At 68.8% G+C, this 17,990-nt stretch carries 15 protein-coding genes, 1 tRNA gene and 3 pseudogenes; 5 read left to right on the top strand and 14 right to left on the bottom strand.

The window, feature by feature from the left end:
• Positions 1 to 63: 63 nt before the first annotated feature.
• Positions 64 to 521, bottom strand: a pseudogene (locus ACZZ93_RS16220) (RidA family protein).
• Positions 508 to 741, bottom strand: a complete 234-nt coding sequence (locus ACZZ93_RS16215) for a DUF4177 domain-containing protein (RefSeq protein WP_463507701.1) — start codon at positions 739 to 741, stop codon at positions 508 to 510. The pseudogene ACZZ93_RS16220 and the gene ACZZ93_RS16215 overlap by 14 nt, the downstream one beginning before the upstream one ends.
• A 99-nt stretch (positions 742 to 840) precedes the next feature.
• Between ACZZ93_RS16215 and ACZZ93_RS16210 the strand changes: the two genes are divergently transcribed.
• From ACZZ93_RS16210 to ACZZ93_RS16190, 5 genes are all read left to right on the top strand, one after another.
• The gene (locus ACZZ93_RS16210; protein WP_463511572.1) at positions 841 to 3,408 is read left to right on the top strand and encodes a transglycosylase domain-containing protein; all 2,568 of its coding nucleotides are present in this window, start codon (positions 841 to 843) and stop codon (positions 3,406 to 3,408) included.
• Complete coding sequence (locus ACZZ93_RS16205; RefSeq protein WP_463511571.1) at positions 3,405 to 4,340, top strand: metallophosphoesterase; 936 nt, start codon at positions 3,405 to 3,407, stop codon at positions 4,338 to 4,340. Before ACZZ93_RS16210 ends, ACZZ93_RS16205 begins: the two co-directional genes overlap by 4 nt.
• Before the next feature lie 53 nt (positions 4,341 to 4,393).
• A tRNA-Pro gene (locus ACZZ93_RS16200) sits at positions 4,394 to 4,467 on the top strand.
• 188 nt (positions 4,468 to 4,655) lie between these two features.
• Positions 4,656 to 5,012: a VanZ family protein gene (locus tag ACZZ93_RS16195; protein WP_463511570.1), complete on the top strand. Its 357-nt coding sequence runs from the start codon at positions 4,656 to 4,658 to the stop codon at positions 5,010 to 5,012.
• Positions 5,009 to 5,764 carry an HAD-IIB family hydrolase gene (locus ACZZ93_RS16190; RefSeq protein ID WP_072591630.1) on the top strand — a complete coding sequence of 252 codons (756 nt, stop codon included), beginning with the start codon at positions 5,009 to 5,011 and terminating at the stop codon, positions 5,762 to 5,764. Before ACZZ93_RS16195 ends, ACZZ93_RS16190 begins: the two co-directional genes overlap by 4 nt.
• Before the next feature lie 34 nt (positions 5,765 to 5,798).
• Here ACZZ93_RS16190 and ACZZ93_RS16185 read toward each other — a convergent pair whose 3' ends face one another.
• The 12 genes and pseudogenes from ACZZ93_RS16185 to ACZZ93_RS16130 form a co-directional block, all read right to left on the bottom strand.
• Entirely contained in the window at positions 5,799 to 7,058 is a 1,260-nt protein-coding gene (locus ACZZ93_RS16185; RefSeq protein ID WP_463511569.1) for an alpha-hydroxy acid oxidase, read from the bottom strand.
• A 10-nt stretch (positions 7,059 to 7,068) separates the two neighbouring features.
• Complete coding sequence (locus ACZZ93_RS16180) at positions 7,069 to 7,791, bottom strand: FadR/GntR family transcriptional regulator (RefSeq protein WP_056279841.1); 723 nt, start codon at positions 7,789 to 7,791, stop codon at positions 7,069 to 7,071.
• Between the two features lie 138 nt (positions 7,792 to 7,929).
• Positions 7,930 to 8,583: a thymidine kinase gene (locus tag ACZZ93_RS16175; protein WP_056279839.1), complete on the bottom strand. Its 654-nt coding sequence runs from the start codon at positions 8,581 to 8,583 to the stop codon at positions 7,930 to 7,932.
• 7 nt (positions 8,584 to 8,590) lie between these two features.
• A complete protein-coding gene (locus ACZZ93_RS16170) occupies positions 8,591 to 10,063 on the bottom strand; it encodes a malate:quinone oxidoreductase (RefSeq protein ID WP_463511568.1) in 1,473 nt (490 codons plus the stop codon).
• Positions 10,064 to 10,146: 83 nt separating this feature from the next.
• Positions 10,147 to 11,217, bottom strand: a complete 1,071-nt coding sequence (locus tag ACZZ93_RS16165; protein WP_463511567.1) for an aspartate-semialdehyde dehydrogenase — start codon at positions 11,215 to 11,217, stop codon at positions 10,147 to 10,149.
• A gap of 262 nt (positions 11,218 to 11,479) precedes the next feature.
• Positions 11,480 to 12,762, bottom strand: a pseudogene (locus ACZZ93_RS16160) (aspartate kinase).
• Positions 12,763 to 12,857: 95 nt separating this feature from the next.
• Entirely contained in the window at positions 12,858 to 13,397 is a 540-nt protein-coding gene (locus tag ACZZ93_RS16155; protein WP_463511566.1) for a DMT family transporter, read from the bottom strand.
• Positions 13,331 to 13,795, bottom strand: coding sequence for an EamA family transporter (locus ACZZ93_RS16150; protein WP_463511565.1), 465 nt, complete (start codon positions 13,793 to 13,795; stop codon positions 13,331 to 13,333). The genes ACZZ93_RS16155 and ACZZ93_RS16150 overlap by 67 nt, the downstream gene beginning before the upstream one ends.
• Complete coding sequence (gene recR / locus ACZZ93_RS16145; protein ID WP_053097391.1) at positions 13,792 to 14,385, bottom strand: recombination mediator RecR; 594 nt, start codon at positions 14,383 to 14,385, stop codon at positions 13,792 to 13,794. The genes ACZZ93_RS16150 and recR overlap by 4 nt, the downstream gene beginning before the upstream one ends.
• 67 nt (positions 14,386 to 14,452) lie before the next feature.
• Positions 14,453 to 16,759, bottom strand: a pseudogene (gene dnaX / locus ACZZ93_RS16140) (DNA polymerase III subunit gamma/tau).
• 152 nt (positions 16,760 to 16,911) lie between these two features.
• Complete coding sequence (locus ACZZ93_RS16135; protein WP_463511564.1) at positions 16,912 to 17,856, bottom strand: DUF2207 family protein; 945 nt, start codon at positions 17,854 to 17,856, stop codon at positions 16,912 to 16,914.
• On the bottom strand, positions 17,832 to 17,990 hold the full coding sequence (locus tag ACZZ93_RS16130) for a hypothetical protein (RefSeq protein WP_463511563.1): 159 nt from the start codon (positions 17,988 to 17,990) through the stop codon (positions 17,832 to 17,834). The genes ACZZ93_RS16135 and ACZZ93_RS16130 overlap by 25 nt, the downstream gene beginning before the upstream one ends.

Raw genomic sequence — 17,990 nt, 5'->3', positions numbered from 1 at the left:
GCCCCCTTCCGAATCGATCCGGAAGGGGGCGTTGCCGTGTGCGCGTGGTGAGGGGTGGCGACCTCAGGCCAGGATGAACGTGGCCTCGACTTCGACCGGGCTGTCGAGCGGGAGCACCGGCACACCGACGGCCGCGCGGACATGCTGCCCGGCGTCGCCGAAGATCTCGCCGAGCACCAGGCTCGCCCCGTTGATCACGCCGGGCTGGCCGGTGAAATCGGGGGTGGATGCCACGAAGCCGCCGAGCCGCAGCACTCCGGCGATCCTGTCCACGCCCCCGGCCGCAGCCGCAGCCGCCGCGAGAGCGTTCAGGGCGCAGGTGCGCGCATAGGCGTTGGCGTCCTCGGCGGTGACCTCTGCCCCGACCTTGCCCGTCGCGGGAAGCGCTCCTCGACGAAAGGCAGCTGGCCGGAGGTGTAGACGAGTCCGTCGTGCACGACCGCCGGGACGTAGGCTGCGACCGGCGCCGCGACGACGGGGAGCTCGATGCCCAGCTCGGTCAGGCGCTCAGAGACGCTCATGCCGCTCCCCTTCGAACTGGCGGGACGCCTCGGCTGCGGCAGCGAGACCGGCGTTGCCCGAGGCATCCGCCGTCACCGGGCGCTTGAAGTAGGCGACGAGCCCACCCTCGGGGCCCTGGATGACCTGCACGAGCTCCCAGCCCTGCTTGCCCCAGTTGTTGAGGATCGCTGCGGTGTTGTGGATCAGCAACGGGGTGGTCAGGTACTCCCAGGTGGTCATGGCACTCCTGTCTGGCGGCATCCGCGCTGGCGGCTGCGTCAAAGGCGGTATTCAGGGAACTCCCCTACGATCAAGCGTATGCCTCAAAAGAATCGCACGGTGAAAGGTGCGCTCGGCGGAGTCCTCGGACTCGTCGGGCTGAGCGCCGTCGCCGGCCTCCTCGTCGCGGCCAGCGTCACCCCGGTCCTCGCCATGACCGGTATCGCCGGGTCGCAGGCCCTCACCATCTTCGAAGACCTGCCGGAGAACCTTCAGGTCGGCGCGCCGATGCAGCAGTCGACCATCTATGCGACCGGTCTCGACGGCAACCCCGTCGCCCTGGCGTCGTTCTACGAGCAGAAGCGCATCCCCGTGGCGTACGACCAGGTCGCGCCGGTGATGTACGACGCGATCCTGTCGAGCGAGGACAAGAACTTCTACACCCACGGCGGCATCAACCTCGGCGCGACACTGAAGGCCGCGGTCGGCAACGTCGCAGGCACGACCGATCGAGGAGCCTCCACGATCACGCAGCAGTACGTGAAGAACGTCCAGGTGCAGGAGTGCGAGCAGGACGTCGACCCCGCGGCCGAGGACTACTCCAAGCAGATCGAGCAGTGCTTCCTCGATGCGGCGGTCGCGGACGGCGGCAAGGGCGTCGAGCGCAAGCTGCAGGAGATGCGTTATGCGCTGAAGATCGAGAAGGACTACTCGAAGAACGAGATCCTCCTCGGCTACCTCAACATCGCCAACTTCGGCGGCACCATCTACGGCATCGAGGCCGCAGCGAACCGGTACTTCTCCACCAGCGCGGCGAATCTCAGTCTCGCGCAGGCGGCGACGATTGCCGGCATGGTGCAGGAGCCCAACCGATTCCGCATCGACCGCCCCGAGGGAATCTGGACGGATGACGCCGGCGTGGCGCACAACGGGGACGCCGACGGCTACAAGGACACGAAGGATCGCAGAGACTACGTCCTCAATCGGATGCTCGCGGACGCGAAGATCACGCAGGCCGCGCACGACGAGGCCGTCGCCTCGCCGGTCACGCCGCTGCTGAGCGAGCCCCAGCAGGGCTGTGCGGCCGCGGGCGACAACGCGTACTTCTGCCAGTACGTGAAGGCCGTCATCGAGAACGACGAGGCGTTCGGCGCCACGGAAGAGGAGCGTCGCTCGAACCTCCGCCGCGGCGGAATGGAGATCTACACCTCCCTCGATCTGCGGGTCCAGCAGCCCGCGATCGACGCGGTCAGGGCGCAGGTCCCGCAGGCGATGCCCGGGATCCTCGTCGGTGGCACCGGAGTGTCGATCGAGGCGTCCACGGGTCGGGTACTCGCCATGGCACAGAACACCGTCTTCAACGAGACGACCGAGGCCAACCTGGCTGCCGGCGAGACCTCTCAGGTCTTCGCGGCCGACAAGGCGCATGGCGGCTCGACCTACGGGTTCGAGACGGGATCGACCTACAAGCTGTTCACGCTTCTGAGCTGGCTGGAGTCCGGCCACTCCGTGAACCAGGTCCTCGACGGTCGCCTCAAGACCTTCAGCCCCTTCACCAGGTGCGGGGACAAGGTGACGAACAGCTCCAAGATCAACAACTTCGGCAACTCCGGCGGCTCGGTGGGCAGCGTGCGACAGTTCACCGCGCAGTCCCTGAACACCGGTTTCCTCGCGATGGCGCAGCAGCTCGATCTCTGCGACATCAACGAGGTGGCGAAGCGACTCGGCGTCCACTACGGCAACGGCGACGACATCACGGTCGGCGGAACGAATGCCAACACCGCTCCGAACGATCCGTTCCCGACGGTTCTGGGCTCGAAGAGCGTGGCTCCTCTGCAGATGGCCGGCGCCTACGCCACCGTCGCCAACAACGGCGTCTACTGCGAGCCTCGCGTGATCGACCGGGTCGTCGGCGAGGACGGCGCGGAGATCACTCCTCCCGCGCAGAAGTGCTCCCAGCAGCTCACCCCCGAGGTCGCCGCGACCGCCGCGTACGCACTGCGAGGCGTCATGGAGGGCAACGGCACCGGAACGAGGGCCAACCCGTACGACGGAACCCAGCTGATCGGCAAGACCGGTACCGCCGAGAAGGAGCACACCATGCTCGTCGAGTCGAGCACCAAGGTCACGACAGCGGTGTGGGTCGGAAACGTCGACGGCCGCGTGCCGCTGAACGACTTCCGCAACGGCAACGGGACGCGACTCGGCGACATCCGCTACGGCCTCGCCAAGGCGATCCAGGGTGCCGCGGATGCCGTGTACCCCGCGGAGGACTTCCCTCGCCCCGACGACAAGCTGGTTCGTCAGGTTCTGACGAACGTTCCCGACGTGGTGGGCAAGTCCGTCGGCGAAGCGACCTCTCTCATCGAGGCTGCGGGCTTCACCGCAGCCGTCGGACCCGCCGTGGACGGTCCCGCCGGCGATGTCGTCATGGCGCAGGACCCGTCCGGACAGGCCCCGAGCGGTGCGACGATCACGATCTCGCCGAGCAACGGCCAGGGCGCGACGGTGCCCGACATCACCGGACAATCGAAGGCCGAAGCGCAGAGCGCGCTGTTCGGGGCAGGGTTCTCGTCGATCGACTTCGACGGGTCATGCAACGGTCAGAACGCCGCGGTCACGTCCACCGACCCGGCCGCGAACACACCGACGACGAAGAGCACGTCCATCAAGGTCCGCTGCAAGTGACGTCTCGCCACCCGGCGCACCCGGCCCTCATCGCGCTCGGCGCGGTGGGGGCCACTGGTGCCGCAGCCGCCGTCTGGGGCATCGGCATCGAGCGCTACCTCTTCACGGTGCGTGAGGCGACCGCATCCGCTCTCGCCCCGGGTTCCGCACCGTTGCGCGTGCTGCACATCTCGGACGCGCACATGGCTCCGTGGCAGCACCGCAAGCAGGACTGGCTAGCGTCACTCGCGCAGCTGAAGCCCGATCTCATCGTCAACACCGGCGACAATCTCGGACACCGCGACGGTCTCGCCGGGATCAGACGTGCCTTCGAGCCGTTCGCCGGAATCCCCGGTGTCTTCGTGCACGGTTCCAACGACGTCATCGGCCCCTCGCCGCGGAACCCGATCCGCTACTTCGCCGGCCCGTCGCAGCGCCCGCGAGAGCTGAACTTCCTCGACACCGATGCGATGGACGCGTACTTCACCGACGAGCTCGGATGGACGAGCCTGAACAACGCCGCAGCGCGACTCACGGTGGCCGGCAGTCCCCTGGACCTGTTCGGCGTGAGTGATGCGCACTGCGACTGGGACCGGCTCGAGGACCTGCCGGACGCCATCGATGCTCTCGGCCCGCGGACTGCCGGCACATCCGTTCTCGGCGTCACGCACGCGCCCTATCAGCGCGTCCTGAACGGGTTCGTGGAGATGGGCGCCGACGCCATCCTCGGAGGCCACACGCACGGCGGTCAGGTGTGCCTGCCCGGTTTCGGTGCTCTCGTAGCGAACTGCGACATCCCGCTGAAGCAGGCGAAGGGTCTCAGCACGTGGGCTCAGGGCGATCGCGCCGTGCCCCTCAATGTCAGCGCGGGCTGCGGACACTCGATCTACGCGCCGATACGCTTCGCGTGCCGCCCCGAGGCGACGCTGCTGACCCTGACGGCGCGCGGTTGATGCCTCGATTCGGCGCTGGGAGCATTTCGCTGTAGACTCGGAGGGTTGCAAAACGGGGTGTGGCGCAGCTTGGTAGCGCGCTTCGTTCGGGACGAAGAGGTCGCAGGTTCAAATCCTGTCACCCCGACAAGTAACACCGGAAGGCCGTCCTCACGGGCGGCCTTCTCTGTATCCGGAACGAGGAGAAAGGCACCGCATGAGTCGCTTGCTCCCCCGCCTCGACGACTGACCCGAGGCATCGCCCTCGCTCTCGCCCTGCCGTTCTTCGGCGGCATCGCGCTGCTGACGCTCACGCCGACGCGCATCGAGCAGTCCATGCCGAACCTGCTCGATCTCGTGCTGTCCGTTTCGCACCGACTGGGGTGGGAGTCTCTTGATTTCACCCGCCTCGAGGTCATCGCCAACGTTCTGGTCTTCGTGCCCATCGGCATCCTGGCGTTCATCCTCGTCCCCCGCCGCCTCTGGCCGCTGGCGCTCGCCCTGGGCCCGGCAGTGTCCCTCTCCATCGAGGCCGCCCAGCGCCTCGCCCTGCCGAATCGCACGGCCACCGTGTCCGATGTGATCGCGAACTCCGGCGGCGCGCTGATCGGCATAGCGCTCGCGATCCTGTGCACCCTCCTCTTCGCTCCGCGTGTCTCTCAGCACCGCCCGTCTACTCTGGAAGCATCATGACCTCGCCTGCACTCGTCGCCTTCGATCTCGACGACACCCTCGCCCCGTCGAAAGAGCCCATCGATGCTCGCATCGCCTCGTTGCTGCACGCGCTGCTGCAGCGGGTCGAGGTCGCGATCATCTCGGGCGGCAACGAGGCGCAGTTCCGCGCTCAGGTGATCGCGCGGCTCGGAACCATCGACGAGGCGGCCGCGGCGCGACTGCACCTGCTCCCCACCTGCGGCACACGGTACCTGCGCCACGACGGCACGGATTTCTCGCCGCTCTACGCCCATGACCTCACCGCGGAGCAGAAGGCCGGCGCTCTCGCCGCCCTGCGCGAGGAGGCGGAGCGTCTGGGGCTGTGGGAGTCTCAGCCCTGGGGTGAGATCCTCGAGGACCGCGGATCCCAGATCACCTTCTCTGCGCTCGGGCAGAAGGCTCCCCGCGATGCCAAGCACGAGTGGGACCCGTCCGGTGCGAAACGAGAAGCTCTTCGGGACGCCGTGGCGGCGAGACTCCCCGAGCTCGAAGTGCGATCCGGCGGTTCGACCTCCATCGACATCACTCTGGCCGGCATCGACAAGGCCTTCGGCATGAAGCAGCTCGCCGAGCACACCAGCATCCCCCTCACCTCGATGCTGTTCTACGGTGACCGACTCGATGAAGGCGGCAACGACTACCCCGTCCTGGCGATCGGAGTGCCCTCGGTCGCGGTCGAGGGGTGGGAGGACACCGCAGACAAGCTCGACGAGCTTCTCGCGACCCTCTGACCGCCCACCCCTCCCCTCGAATCCGGGGACGAGGTCAGCGGACGACGGCCTCCGACGCTGCCCGTGCGACCGGCACGAGGCGCGTGAGCTGAGTGACGTGCGACGGCTCGAGCTCCGCGAGTGAGGCGACGCCCAGAAGACGCATGGTGCGTTCGATCTCCGTCCGCAGGATCTCGATCATGCGGTCGACGCCCGCACGGCCGCCAGCCATGAGGCCGTAGAGGTAGGCGCGTCCGATGAGGGTGAAGTCCGCTCCGAGCGCGACCGCCGCGACGATGTCCGCGCCGTTCATGATCCCCGTGTCGACCATGACCGTGAAGTCGTCACCCACGGCGGTCCGGACCTCCGGCAGAAGGTGGAACGGAATTGGCGCGCGGTCGAGCTGCCGCCCGCCGTGGTTGGAGAGCACGATGCCGTCGACGCCCGCGTCACGCAGGCGCACCGAATCCTCGACGTTCTGCACGCCCTTGATCACGATCTTGCCCGGCCAGATGTCACGGATCACCGCAAGGTCGTCGTAGCTGATCGTGGGGTCCATAGCCGCGTCGAGCAGCTCGCCGACGGTGCCGCCGGTGGTGCTCAGCGACGCGAACTCCAGCTTCGGGGTCGTCAGGAAGTCGTACCACCACCACGGACGCGGGATGGCGTTGATGATGGTGCCGAGCGTGAGCTGCGGCGGGATGCTGAAGCCGTTGCGCTTGTCACGCAGCCGCGCTCCGGCGACCGGGGTGTCCACCGTGAACTGCAGCGTGTCGAAGCCCGCGGCGGCAGCACGGCGAGTGAGTTCGTAGGAGATCTCGCGGTCGCGCATGACATAGAGCTGGAACCAGTTGCGTCCGTGCGGGTTGGCCGCCTTCACGCCCTCGATCGACGTCGTGCCCAGGGTCGAGAGGGTGAACGGGATGCCGGCCGCCGCCGCCGCTCCCGCGCCGGCGACCTCGCCCTCTGTCTGCATGAGACGCGTGAAGCCTGTCGGCGCGATGCCGAACGGGAGCGCCGACGGGCCGCCGAGGATCTCGACCGCGGTGTCGACGTCCGGAGCCGGCCGGAGGATGCCGGGGTGGAACTCCACATCCTGGAATGCCTGGCGTGCCCGCGTGAGCGACAGCTCGCCCTCGGCGGCGCCATCGGTGTAGTCGAACGCGGCCTTCGGCGTGCGCCTCTTGGCGATCGTGCGCAGGTCGTCGATCGTGAGCGCCGAGTCGAGACGGCGCTTCTTGCCGTTGAACTCGGGCTTCTTGAACTTCATCAGGTCGAGAAGCTCTGCGGGGTTGGGAACCTGGCGCTGGACCATGGCTGTCCTCTCAGTCGGTGGGTCGGACGCTGCGGGTGAGCCCCGCCGCGGTGTAGTAGCCGGTGATGTGCGCTCGGACGAGGGTCTGGGCGGTCGCCGCGTCACCCGCGGCGATGGCCTCGATGATGGCTCGGTGCTCGGCGCGCAGCAGGTCTGCCATGGCATCCCAGTCGGCGATGGATGAGGCGCCCTGCTGCACGTACGACTCGATGGAGGTGCGCAGGCCCGCCATGATCGCGGCGACGACGGTGTTGCCGCTCGATTCCGCGAGGGCGAGGTGGAGCTGGGCATCGAGGGCGAGGAACTCGTCAGGCGTCAGGGCGCCGACGTCCATCGCATCGAGCACGCTGTGCGCCGCGGTGAGATCGGGCGCGTGCTGGCTCGCGAGAGCGGCGACGACCGCGTCTTCGAGCAGCAGTCGCGTCTGCACCACGTCCGCCAGCGGAAAGCCCTGTGCGGCGACCTGGAGGCGCAGAAGCGTCGACATACCACCGGAGGGGGTCGCGATCACGATCGCGCCCGACTGCGGCCCCGAGCCGGTCGAGGTGCGGATCAGCCCCATGACCTCGAGCACGCGCAGCGCCTCTCGGACGCTCGAGCGCCCGACACCCAGGTCTGCGGCGAGCTCGCGCTCCGAGGCGAGACGATCACCGGGGCCGAGGCGGCCGTCGAGCAGGTCGCGCTCGACGTGTTCGAGCACGAGCCTCCAGGCGCGCGCTGGCTGCTCCGGCATCCGCTCTCCTCATCGTGTGCGTCGGCGGCATCGATCCTCGACGCACCTGTGGTCTGACCACAGTAGCGTGTGTGGTCAGACCACGCAATCGGGGTACGCCGACACACCGCCCGAGGGCGGAGGATGACGCGAGGGCGTTCAGCCCAGCCGCCCACCCGACTCTTCGAGGTAGCACGCGCCGCACAGCGACTCGTAGGTCGTGATCTCCGGCGCCAGCGATCCGTCAGCGCCCTCGTCGATGGCGACCTGGTCGCCGTCGAAGACGAACCGACCGCCGATCACACGACCGTTGAAGACGGCCTTGCGCCCGCAGCGGCAGATGGTCTTCAGCTCCTCGAGGGAGTGCGCGATCGCGAGCAGACGAGCCGACCCCGGGAAGGCGTGGGTGAGGAAGTCATTGCGGATGCCGTAGGCAATCACCGGGATGCCGTCTTCGATCGCGATGCGGAAGAGGTCGTCGACCTGCTCCGCCGTGAGGAACTGCGCCTCGTCGATCAGGAGGCAGGCGACATCGATCGACCCCCCGCGGACCGGTTCATCGGCGACCGCACGGCGCACGCGATCCCGGTGCTCGTCGAAGAGCTCGCGGACGTCCGCATCGGGAGCGATGAGATAGTCGACGTGCCGCGTGACACCGAGTCGACTCGCGATCTCGGATGCACCCTTGGTGTCGATCGCCGGCTTCGCGAGCAGCACGTGCTGGCCGCGCTCCTCGTAGTTGTACGCGGCCTGGAGCAGCGAGGTGGACTTGCCCGAGTTCATCGCCCCGTAGCGGAAGTAGAGCTTCGCCACCGGCGCGCTACTCGTTGATGCCGAGCGTGGCCGCCGTCGCCGCGGTGAACTTCGCCGCCAGCTCGGGGTCCTTGTTCAGCTGCTCGCCGAATGTCGGGATGAGCTCGCGCAGTTCCGACTCCCAGCCGGGGTACTCGTCGGGGAAGCACTTCTTCAGCAGATCGAGCATGATCGGCACGGCGGTGGAGGCGCCGGGCGAGGCGCCGAGCAGACCGGCGATCGAACCGTCGGCCGCGGACACCACTTCGGTGCCGAACTGCAGGATGCCGCCCTTCTTGGGGTCCTTCTTCATGACCTGGGCGCGCTGCCCCGCGTCGATGAGCGTCCAGTCCTCGTCCTTCGCCGTCGGCATGAACGTGCGCAGGCTGTCGACCTTCTTGGCGTGGTTCTTCAGCAGCTCCCCCACCAGGTAGGTGATGAGGTCGGGATTCGCGAACGCGACGCGCAGCATCGGCCACAGATTGTGCGTGCGCACCTGCGACACGATGTCGAGCATCGAGCCGTTCTTGAGGAACTTCGGGCTGAAGGTCGCGAACGGGCCGAACATCAGGGAGGCCTCGCCGTCGACCACGCGCGTGTCGAGGTGCGGGACCGACATGGGCGGGGCGCCCACCGAGGCCTGCGAATACACCTTCGCCTTGTGCTGCGCGACGATCTTTGGGTTCGAGGTCTTGAGGAACTGCCCGCCGATCGGGAAGACACCGTAGCCCTTGATCTCGGGGATGCCCGAGCGCTGCAGCAGCTTGAGCGCCCAGCCGCCGGCGCCGACGAACACGAAACGCGCCTTGATCTGGTTCGGCGTGCGACCGATCGTCGTGCGGTAGTTGATGAGCCAGGTGCCGTCCTTCTGCTTCTTCAGGCTCTTGACCTCGTGGTTGGTGCGCAGCGCGACGCCCGACTCGGTGAGGTGGTCGAAGAGCTGGTGCGTCAGCGCACCGAAGTCGACGTCGGTTCCGGCGGGCACGCGGGTGGCCGCGAACGGCTCGCCCTTACGGCGCTGCTGCATGAGCAGCGGCGCCCACTTGTTGATGACGCGGGAATCCTCGCTGTACTCGATGCCCTCGAACAGCGGCTGCTTCTTCAGGACCTCGTAGCGGTCCTTGAGGTACTTGACGTCCTTCTCACCGCGCACGAACGTCATGTGCGGCGTCGCGTTGATGAAGGTCGACGGCGCATCGAGCACGCCGCGATCGACCAGAGACGACCAGAACTGACGACTCTGCTGGAACTGCTCGTTGATCGAGACGGCCTTGGCGGGGTCGAGCGGAGCGCCCTTCTGCTGCGGCATGTAGTTCAGCTCGCAGAGCGCCGCGTGGCCGGTGCCCGCGTTGTTCCACGGGTTCGACGATTCCTGAGCCACATCGGAGAGTCGCTCGAACGCGACGATCTTCCAATCCGGCTGCAGCTCGTGCAGAAGGGTACCCAGGGTGGCGCTCATGATGCCACCACCGATCAAGACGACATCGACGGTTTCGGTCACCACGACAGTCTAGTTCGCGGTCACGGCACGACAGACCACGCGGGGCCGTCCGGCGAGACCGGATCCGCATGACCGCGATGCGGTCATGCTATGGCGACCAGGCGCTCGGCGAGGATCTCGGCGATCTGCACCGCGTTCAGCGCCGCACCCTTGCGCAGGTTGTCGTTGCTGATGAACAGCACGAGGCCCTTGTTCTCGGGAGCGGACTGGTCGGCGCGGATTCGTCCGACGAAGCTCGGGTCCTTGCCCGCGGCCTGGAGCGGCGTGGGCACCTCGTCGAGGACGACACCGGGGGCTGCGGCGAGCACCTCGGCGGCGCGCTGCGGCGTGATGTCGCGGGCGAACTCGACGTTGATCGAGAGCGAGTGGCCCGTGAAGACGGGAACCCGCACGCACGTGCCGGCGACACGGAGGTCGGGCAGCTCGAGGATCTTGCGGCTCTCGTTGCGGAGCTTCTTCTCCTCGTCCGTCTCGTTCTGACCGTCGTCGACCAGGTTGCCCGCGAACGGGATGACGTCGAACGCGATCGGAGCGACGTACTTCTCGGGCTCCGGGAAGTCGATCGACGAGCCGTCGTGCACGAGGCGCAGCGTGTCGCCCTGGGCGAGGACGCCCTCGACCTGCCCGAGGAGCTCCTGCGCACCGGCGAGACCCGAACCGGAGACGGCCTGGTAGGTCGAGACGATCAGGCGCTCGAGACCCGCTTCGGCGTGCAGCGCCTTCAGAACCGGCATGGCGGCCATGGTCGTGCAGTTCGGGTTGGCGATGATGCCACGAGGGCGGTCGTCGATCGCGTGCGGGTTGACCTCGCTGACGACCAGCGGGACCTCGGGATCGTTGCGCCAGGCGCTGGAGTTGTCGACGACGACGGCTCCGGCCTCGGCGAAGCGGGGAGCGTATGCGCGGCTCGCGGTCGCGCCGGCCGAGAAGAGGGCGATGTCGATGCCCGCGGCATCCGCCGTCTCGACATCCTCGACGATGACGGTCGCGCCGCCGAACTCGATGGCGGTGCCTGCGGAACGCGACGAGGAGAACAGGCGCAGCTCACTGATCGGGAAGGACCGTTCGGCGAGAATCTCGCGCATCACGGTGCCCACCTGGCCGGTGGCGCCGACGATGGCGACGGAGAGTCCTGAGTCGGAGATGCGGGTCATGATGTTCCTTGGCGTCGTGCAGTGCTGCATGCGAGGCTTCAGGCGCGACGTCGGGATGCGGATGCCGCGCCTGGCGCCGATGTCAGGGTTTCGGTGAGTCTACCGTGCCGTCCGGTGATCGAGGACCGACCGTCGGGCGGGGTGCAGGCCGGGTCAGCATCCCGAGTCAGTTTTGCGGATCGAGTCACGATTCGCGGACGGGATCAGCTGACACTTCCGCAGATCGTGCGGTCATCCGCAGATCGTGCGCGATCGGCGAGGGTCAGCGACCGGTGCCGGCGTGGACCGTGGCCTCGGCGTCGCCGTCGAGTCCGTACGCGGTGTGCACAGTGCGGGCGGCCTCGGCCAGGTCGGTGTCGCGGAGCACGACCGAGATGCGGATCTCGGACGTCGAGATCATCTCGATGTTGATGCCACCGGCCGACAGCGCCTCGAACAGCGTCGCGGAGACGCCCGAGTGCGTCCGCATACCCGCTCCGACGACGGACAGCTTGCCGATCTGGTCGTCGTGCACCAGGTTCTGGAAGCCCACTTCGGTCTGCTCCCCCGCGAGCGCCTTGAGCGCAGCCGAGGAATCGGCCTTGGGAACCGTGAACGAGATGTCGGTGCGGCCCGTAGCCGACACGTTCTGCACGATCATGTCGACGTTGGCGCCGGACTTCGCGACGATCTTGAAGATCTCCGCCGCCTTGCCCGGCACGTCCGGAACGCCGGCGACGGTGATCTTGGCCTGGCCGAAATCGGTGGCGACACCGGCGACGATCGGTTCTTCCATGGCTGCTGCTCCTCGGCTTCGCGAGGGTTCTTCATACCCTCGCCCAGAACGTATGTGCCCTCGGACGACGAGAACGTCGAACGGGCGTGGATCAGGACGCCGTGACGGCGCGCGTACTCGACAGCGCGGATGTAGAGCACCTTCGCGCCGTTGGCGGCGAGCTCGAGCATCTCCTCACTGCCGATGTGGTCGAGCTTCTGCGCCTTCGGGATGACGCGGGGGTCGGCCGTGAAGATGCCGTCGACGTCGCTGTAGATCTCGCAGACGTCGGCGTCGAGGGCCGCGGCGAGAGCGACGGCCGTCGTGTCCGAGCCTCCGCGTCCGAGCGTGGTGATGTCGCGGGTGTCGCGGTTGAAGCCCTGAAAGCCGGCGACGATGACGATGGCCCCCTCGTCGAGCGCTTCGCGCAGACGGATGGGGGTGACATCCACGATGCGGGCGGCGCCATGCTGCGAGTCGGTGATCATGCCCGCCTGGCTGCCGGTGAACGACCGCGCCTCGAAGCCCATCGAGTGGATGGCCATGGCCAGGAGCGCCATCGAGATGCGCTCACCGCTCGAGAGCAGCATGTCGAGCTCACGCGGAGCGGGAATCGGCGCGACCTCGTTGGCGAGGTCGAGCAGCTCGTCGGTCGTGTCGCCCATCGCGCTCACGGCGACGACGACGTCGTGGCCGGCGCGACGCGTGTCGACGATGCGCTTGGCGACGCGCTTGATGCTCTCTGCGTCGGCGACTGAGGAGCCGCCGTACTTCTGCACGATGAGGGCCACGTTCACTCCCTGGGATGTCGGGCGGATCCGCCCACCCCCATTCTACGTTTGGCGCATATGCGCTTCTTCGCATGTGACGGTCGCGCCCGGGTGGGTCAGGGCGCGGGCGGCAGGGGCACTGCAGGCAGGTCGGCTCGGGCAGCGGCCTGGGGACGGAGGCGTCCGCCGGTGGCCGCGAACCAGCAGCCCGCGATGATCAGCGGGAATCCGATGAGCAGCCCGGGCGTCAGCGGCTCGGCGAGCACGATCGCACCGAGGATGATCGCCACGACCGGGTTCACGTAGGTGAACAACGGCGCGCGGACGGGGCCGACCTCGCGGATGAGAGCGAAGAATGCCAGGAAGGCGACGGCGGTGCAGATGACGGCCAGCGCGAGGAGCGCGAAGATCGAGGGAAGCGTCGGCATCTGGTGCTGCGTGAGCAGCCCGATGGGCAGGTAGATCACGCCGATCATGAGCAGCGACAGCGTGATGGTGCCGAGCGAGGGGACGTCGTTCAGCTGTCGAGCGACGATGAAGGGGGCGATGGCATAGAGGATCGCGACCAGCAGCACCTCGCCGGCCGCGATCAGACTGACCTCACCGCCGAACAGTCCGGGTCCGGCGACGACGATCGCGACGCCGATGAATCCCACGAGAAGACCGATCCCCCGCGCCGGGCGCAGGACTCCCCGGTCTCCCCGCCCAGTGCGATGAGCGCCGCGAACAGCGGCACGGTCGCGACGAGCAGACCCGTCATGCCCGAGGGCAGGGTCATCTCGGCGTGGCCGAGCAGCACGAACGGACCCGCCATCTCGACGAGGCCGAACGCGAGCACCCAGGGCCAGTGCTTCCACGCCGCTCTCAGCGCACCGCCGCGAAGCGCGAACGGGAGGAGGAGCAGCGCCGCGATGAGGGTGCGCCCGGCGACGATCGCGGGGGGCGACAGGGACTCGACCGCGATGCTGATGAACAGGTACGGCACGCCCCACAGCAGCGCCATGGCCCCGAAGAGCAGCCACCCGCGTCGCGAGAAGCCGCCCTGTGCGTTCACAGCACGCGCCGACCCTCGAATGCGCGCCCGAGGGTGACCTCGTCGGCGTATTCGAGGTCGCCACCGACCGGAAGGCCGGAGGCGAGGCGGGACACGGTGATCTGCATCGTGGTGAGCAGGCGGCTGAGGTAGCTCGCAGTCGCCTCGCCCTCGAGGTTGGGGTTCGTCGCGAGGATGACCTCCTGCACCGTGGCGTCGCCGAGACGCGACATCAGCTGGGCGATGCGCAGGTCGTCGGGGCCGATGCCGGCGATCGGGCTGATCGCGCCCCCGAGCACGTGGTACAGGCCACGGAACTCGCGGGTGCGTTCGATCGCGGCGACGTCCTTCGCGTCTTCGACCACGCAGATGACGGCCGGATTGCGTCGGGGGTCGCGGCAGATCGCACAGCGTTCCTGCTCTGCCACGTTGCCGCAGATCTCGCAGAAGCGCACCCGCAGCCGCACTTCCACGAGCAGCTCGGAGAGACGCGCGACGTCGAATGTCGGCGTCTGCAAGATGTGGAAAGCGATGCGCTGCGCGGACTTGGGGCCGATTCCGGGGAGTCGACCGAACTCGTCGATCAGCTCCTGGACGATGCCGTCATACATCAGGAGAACCTCGTCGGGGGCTCGTAGGGCTCTTCGCGAACGAACGTCGCGCCGAGCACCTGGCGGATCACGGCCTCGCCGTAGCGCTGGACTCCCCGGCGGGGGCGCGCTCGGTGATCGCCGGGGCTGCGGCGGCCGAAGCCACTCTGCGCGCAGGGGATGCCTGTGCGGTCGTCGACCGCGCGGAGGGAGCGGTCGACGGCGAGCCTCCGGCGGGCGGCGCCGCCTGCGACATCGGCGCCGGCTCGTACGACGGGTCGTAGGGCGGCTCGTCGTCGAAGTACGGCGGCTCATCGTCGATGGGCGGAGGTGCGTCGTCTCGGATCTCCGGTGAGACGTCACTCGTCGCGCGGCTCGGAGGCGCCGCCGTCTGAGGCGCCGCCGTCTGAGGCGCCGCCGTCTGAGGCGCCGCTGCGGCAGAGGTGGCAGCAGGCACAGACGCCGCCGGCGGAGCGGTCACCGGAGCGGGCTCAGCGAGCTCGGATGCCGGGATCGACGCCACCGCCCACTCGGTGACGGGGGCCGAGGAACTCCCTGTCTGAGGAGCCGACGACCGAGCGGCCACGGTCTCCGTCTTCGGCGACTCACCACGCGGCTTCTCGGCGTGCGGGGTCTGCGATCGCGGTGACTGAGCTCGCGGTGACTCCGCTGACGCAGGCTCCGATGCGGGCGCGTCGTCGGTCGGGCGTCCCGATGAAGGCGTCGCGGGCTGGCGAGGCGCTCCCCGCTGGCATCGGAGCAGGGAGGTACTTGACGCGCACGCCGAGCTGCTGCTCGATGGCGCCGCGCAGATGGTCGGAGGGACCCGAACCCGGCGTCGTGCCCTTGAACTTGGCGACATCGTGCTGGCTGGTGAAGCCCAGAGTCAGCACCTCGGTGTCCGTGACGTATGCGAGCGGCTGGACGGCGGTGGCCAGCAGCCACGACGTGCGGCTGACGCTCTCGAGCCGCTTGAGGACGGCCGGCCAGGCGGCGGTGATCTGCTCGAAGGCGACCGGCCCGGAGGGCGCTGCGACATCGGCGGCCGGTGCGGCGTCGACAGCCGGTGCAGCGCTCGACGTCGCATCGGCAGGGGTCGCTTCGGCCGTGTCGGACTCCCCGGTCTCCCCGCCGGCCGGCTCGGTCGTGGTCGCCGGTCGATCGGCCGCAGCCTGAGGAGCAGCGGCGGGAGCGGCGGGAGCAGCAGCTGCGGGAGCAGCCGACGAAGCAACGGGAGCGGCGGGAGCAGCCTGCGCAGGCGCGGACGCCCGCGGCGGGGCGGAGGTGGCAGCGGCCGGTGCGGATGGGACGGCGGCGACGGCATCCGCTCCCGCAGCGAGCACGCGAGCGACCATCAGCTCGAGGTGCAGACGGGGCGAGGTGGCGCCCGACATGTCGTCGAGGGCGGCGCTGACGATGTCGGCCGTGCGCGAGAGTCGGGCCGACCCGAAGGAATCGGCCTGCGTGCGCATGCGCGCGAGCTCGTCGTCGGCGATTCCACGGAGCACCGACGACGCTCCCGCACCCACAGCCGCGATCACGATGAGGTCGCGCAGACGCTCGAGCAGATCGTCGACGAAGCGACGCGGGTCCTGGCCGGTCTGCACCACGCGGTCGATCGCCGGGAACGCCGCTGCGGCGTCGGCGCCGGCGAGCGCATCGACGATCTCGTCGAGCAGCGCGGCGTGCGTGTAGCCGAGGAGCGCCACGGCGCGCTCGTAGGCGACGGTCACGGTCTCGGAACCTGCGGGCGAGTCGGAACCGGCGATCAGCTGGTCGAGAAGAGACAGGGTGTCTCGCGGCGAGCCTCCCCGGCGCGGACCACCAGAGGAAGGACACCGCGCTCGGCGACCACGCCCTCTTCGCCGCACAGCTTCTCGACGTACTCGAGCATCGCCGCCGGGGGCACCAGTCGGAACGGGTAGTGGTGCGTGCGCGAGCGGATCGTGCCGAGCACCTTCTCGGGCTCGGTCGTCGCGAAGATGAACTTGACGTGCTCGGGCGGCTCTTCGACGAGCTTGAGGAGCGCATTGAACCCCTGCGGCGTCACCATGTGCGCCTCGTCGAGGATGAAGATCTTGTAGCGATCGCGGCTGGGGGCGAACGTCGCCCGCTCGCGCAGATCGCGTGCGTCGTCGACGCCGTTGTGGCTGGCCGCGTCGATCTCGACGACGTCGAGCGAGCCACCGCCCGCCCGCGACAGCTCGACGCAGCTCGGGCACTTTCCGCAGGGCACGTCGGTCGGGCCCTCCGCGCAGTTCAGGCAGCGGGCGAGGATGCGCGCAGACGTCGTCTTTCCGCATCCACGGGGTCCGGAAAAGAGGTAGGCGTGGCCGACACGGTCGCCGCGGAGCGCAGTCATCAGCGGTTCGGTCACCTGGGACTGCCCGATCATCTCGCCGAACGACTCGGGGCGGTAGCGGCGGTAGAGGGCTGTGGTCACCAGAACAGCCTACGGCGTGCCACGGACGTTCAGGCAGACGAGCGCCGACGATCGCGCCCGGGATCCCCGACGCGCCGCTGAGACGGCCGAGGTTCGGCGAAGGCTCACGACGACGCGGCCTCGAAGACGCCGCCGACCACCTCGACGACCCCGCCCGTCGCGTCGACCAGCTCGCCGACCGCGCTCACCAGATGCACGACGCCACCCACCGCTTCGATCACCTCGACCACGGCTCCCGCGACCTCCATCGCGCCCTCGATCCCCTCGGCGACCCGCAGGGCCTGCGACTCGGTCTGCAGCACAGCCGTCCATGACCGTTCCAGACCGAAGAGCACCGCGTAGGGCAGCAGTCGCTCGTTCAGCAGGAACCTCTGCAGTCGTTCCGCCGACGCCGCCGACGAGACGTCCGCCCGCAGATCCGCCCCGTCTGTCGACTGCGAGAACCGCAGCGGCTCCGCCTCGGCGAGGGCGATGTACTCGCGCATCCCGGCGAGGTGCGCGCGCAGCGGCTGCGCCGCAGGGCGGAACCGGCGCCACGCCCGCGGAGCGACCACGATCGCCGCGACCGCCGCGATCAGGCCGACGACCAGCACGGCGTAGAGAGCCGCACCCGGCTCGCTCACCGACCAGGCGGCGATGAGCAGCAGAAGGCAGATGCCGCCCACCAGCACCGCGGCGACGCGGATCAGGAACGTGGCCCACCCGCGTCGACTCCGGTCGATGAGCCCCGCGGCCGCGAGCCGCTTCTCCGCCTCGTCGAGGACACCGCGCACCCGGCGGTGCAGAGCCCGGGCATCCGCACTGAACCGTCGCACCCGCCCCGGGGTGTGATCCGGCCCGAACAGCGCCTCGAGCACGCTGAGCTCCTCGGACGTGAACGTCGCACCGTCGACGACCTCCATGCCGACGGGTGCACGCCGGTGCGACCTGCCGGTCGTCGCCGCGTCGGCGTCGACCAGCAGCCGTACCTTGCGCTGCACGGCCAGATCGATCAGCGCGGCGGCTACGGCCTTCCGATCCGCGTTCAGCAGTAGCGCGTCGTGCAGCACGGTCGCACCCTCGGCCGGGCTGAACCGCGCACCGGGGACGCGACGCGCTGCACCGAGCGCGCCCGCTCGACCACCGCGAGCACGAGCAGCAGCAGCGCGGGCGCGAGTCCGAACAGCGCTGCGGTGGTCAGCAC

The organism is Microbacterium sp. AC026 (genome assembly GCF_979258475.1).
This window is presented reverse-complemented; position numbering and strand designations above follow the sequence as displayed.

Bases quoted from the DNA above. Each gene is read 5' to 3' on its own strand.
- ACZZ93_RS16215 (WP_463507701.1), bottom strand. From the start codon at position 741: ATGACCACCTGGGAGTACCTGACCACCCCGTTGCTGATCCACAACACC.
- ACZZ93_RS16195 (WP_463511570.1), top strand. From the start codon at position 4,656: ATGCCGAACCTGCTCGATCTCGTGCTGTCCGTTTCGCACCGACTGGGG.
- ACZZ93_RS16190 (WP_072591630.1), top strand. From the start codon at position 5,009: ATGACCTCGCCTGCACTCGTCGCCTTCGATCTCGACGACACCCTCGCC.
- ACZZ93_RS16185 (WP_463511569.1), bottom strand. From the start codon at position 7,058: ATGGTCCAGCGCCAGGTTCCCAACCCCGCAGAGCTTCTCGACCTGATG.
- ACZZ93_RS16180 (WP_056279841.1), bottom strand. From the start codon at position 7,791: ATGCCGGAGCAGCCAGCGCGCGCCTGGAGGCTCGTGCTCGAACACGTC.
- ACZZ93_RS16165 (WP_463511567.1), bottom strand. From the start codon at position 11,217: ATGACCCGCATCTCCGACTCAGGACTCTCCGTCGCCATCGTCGGCGCC.
- recR (WP_053097391.1), bottom strand. From the start codon at position 14,385: ATGTATGACGGCATCGTCCAGGAGCTGATCGACGAGTTCGGTCGACTC.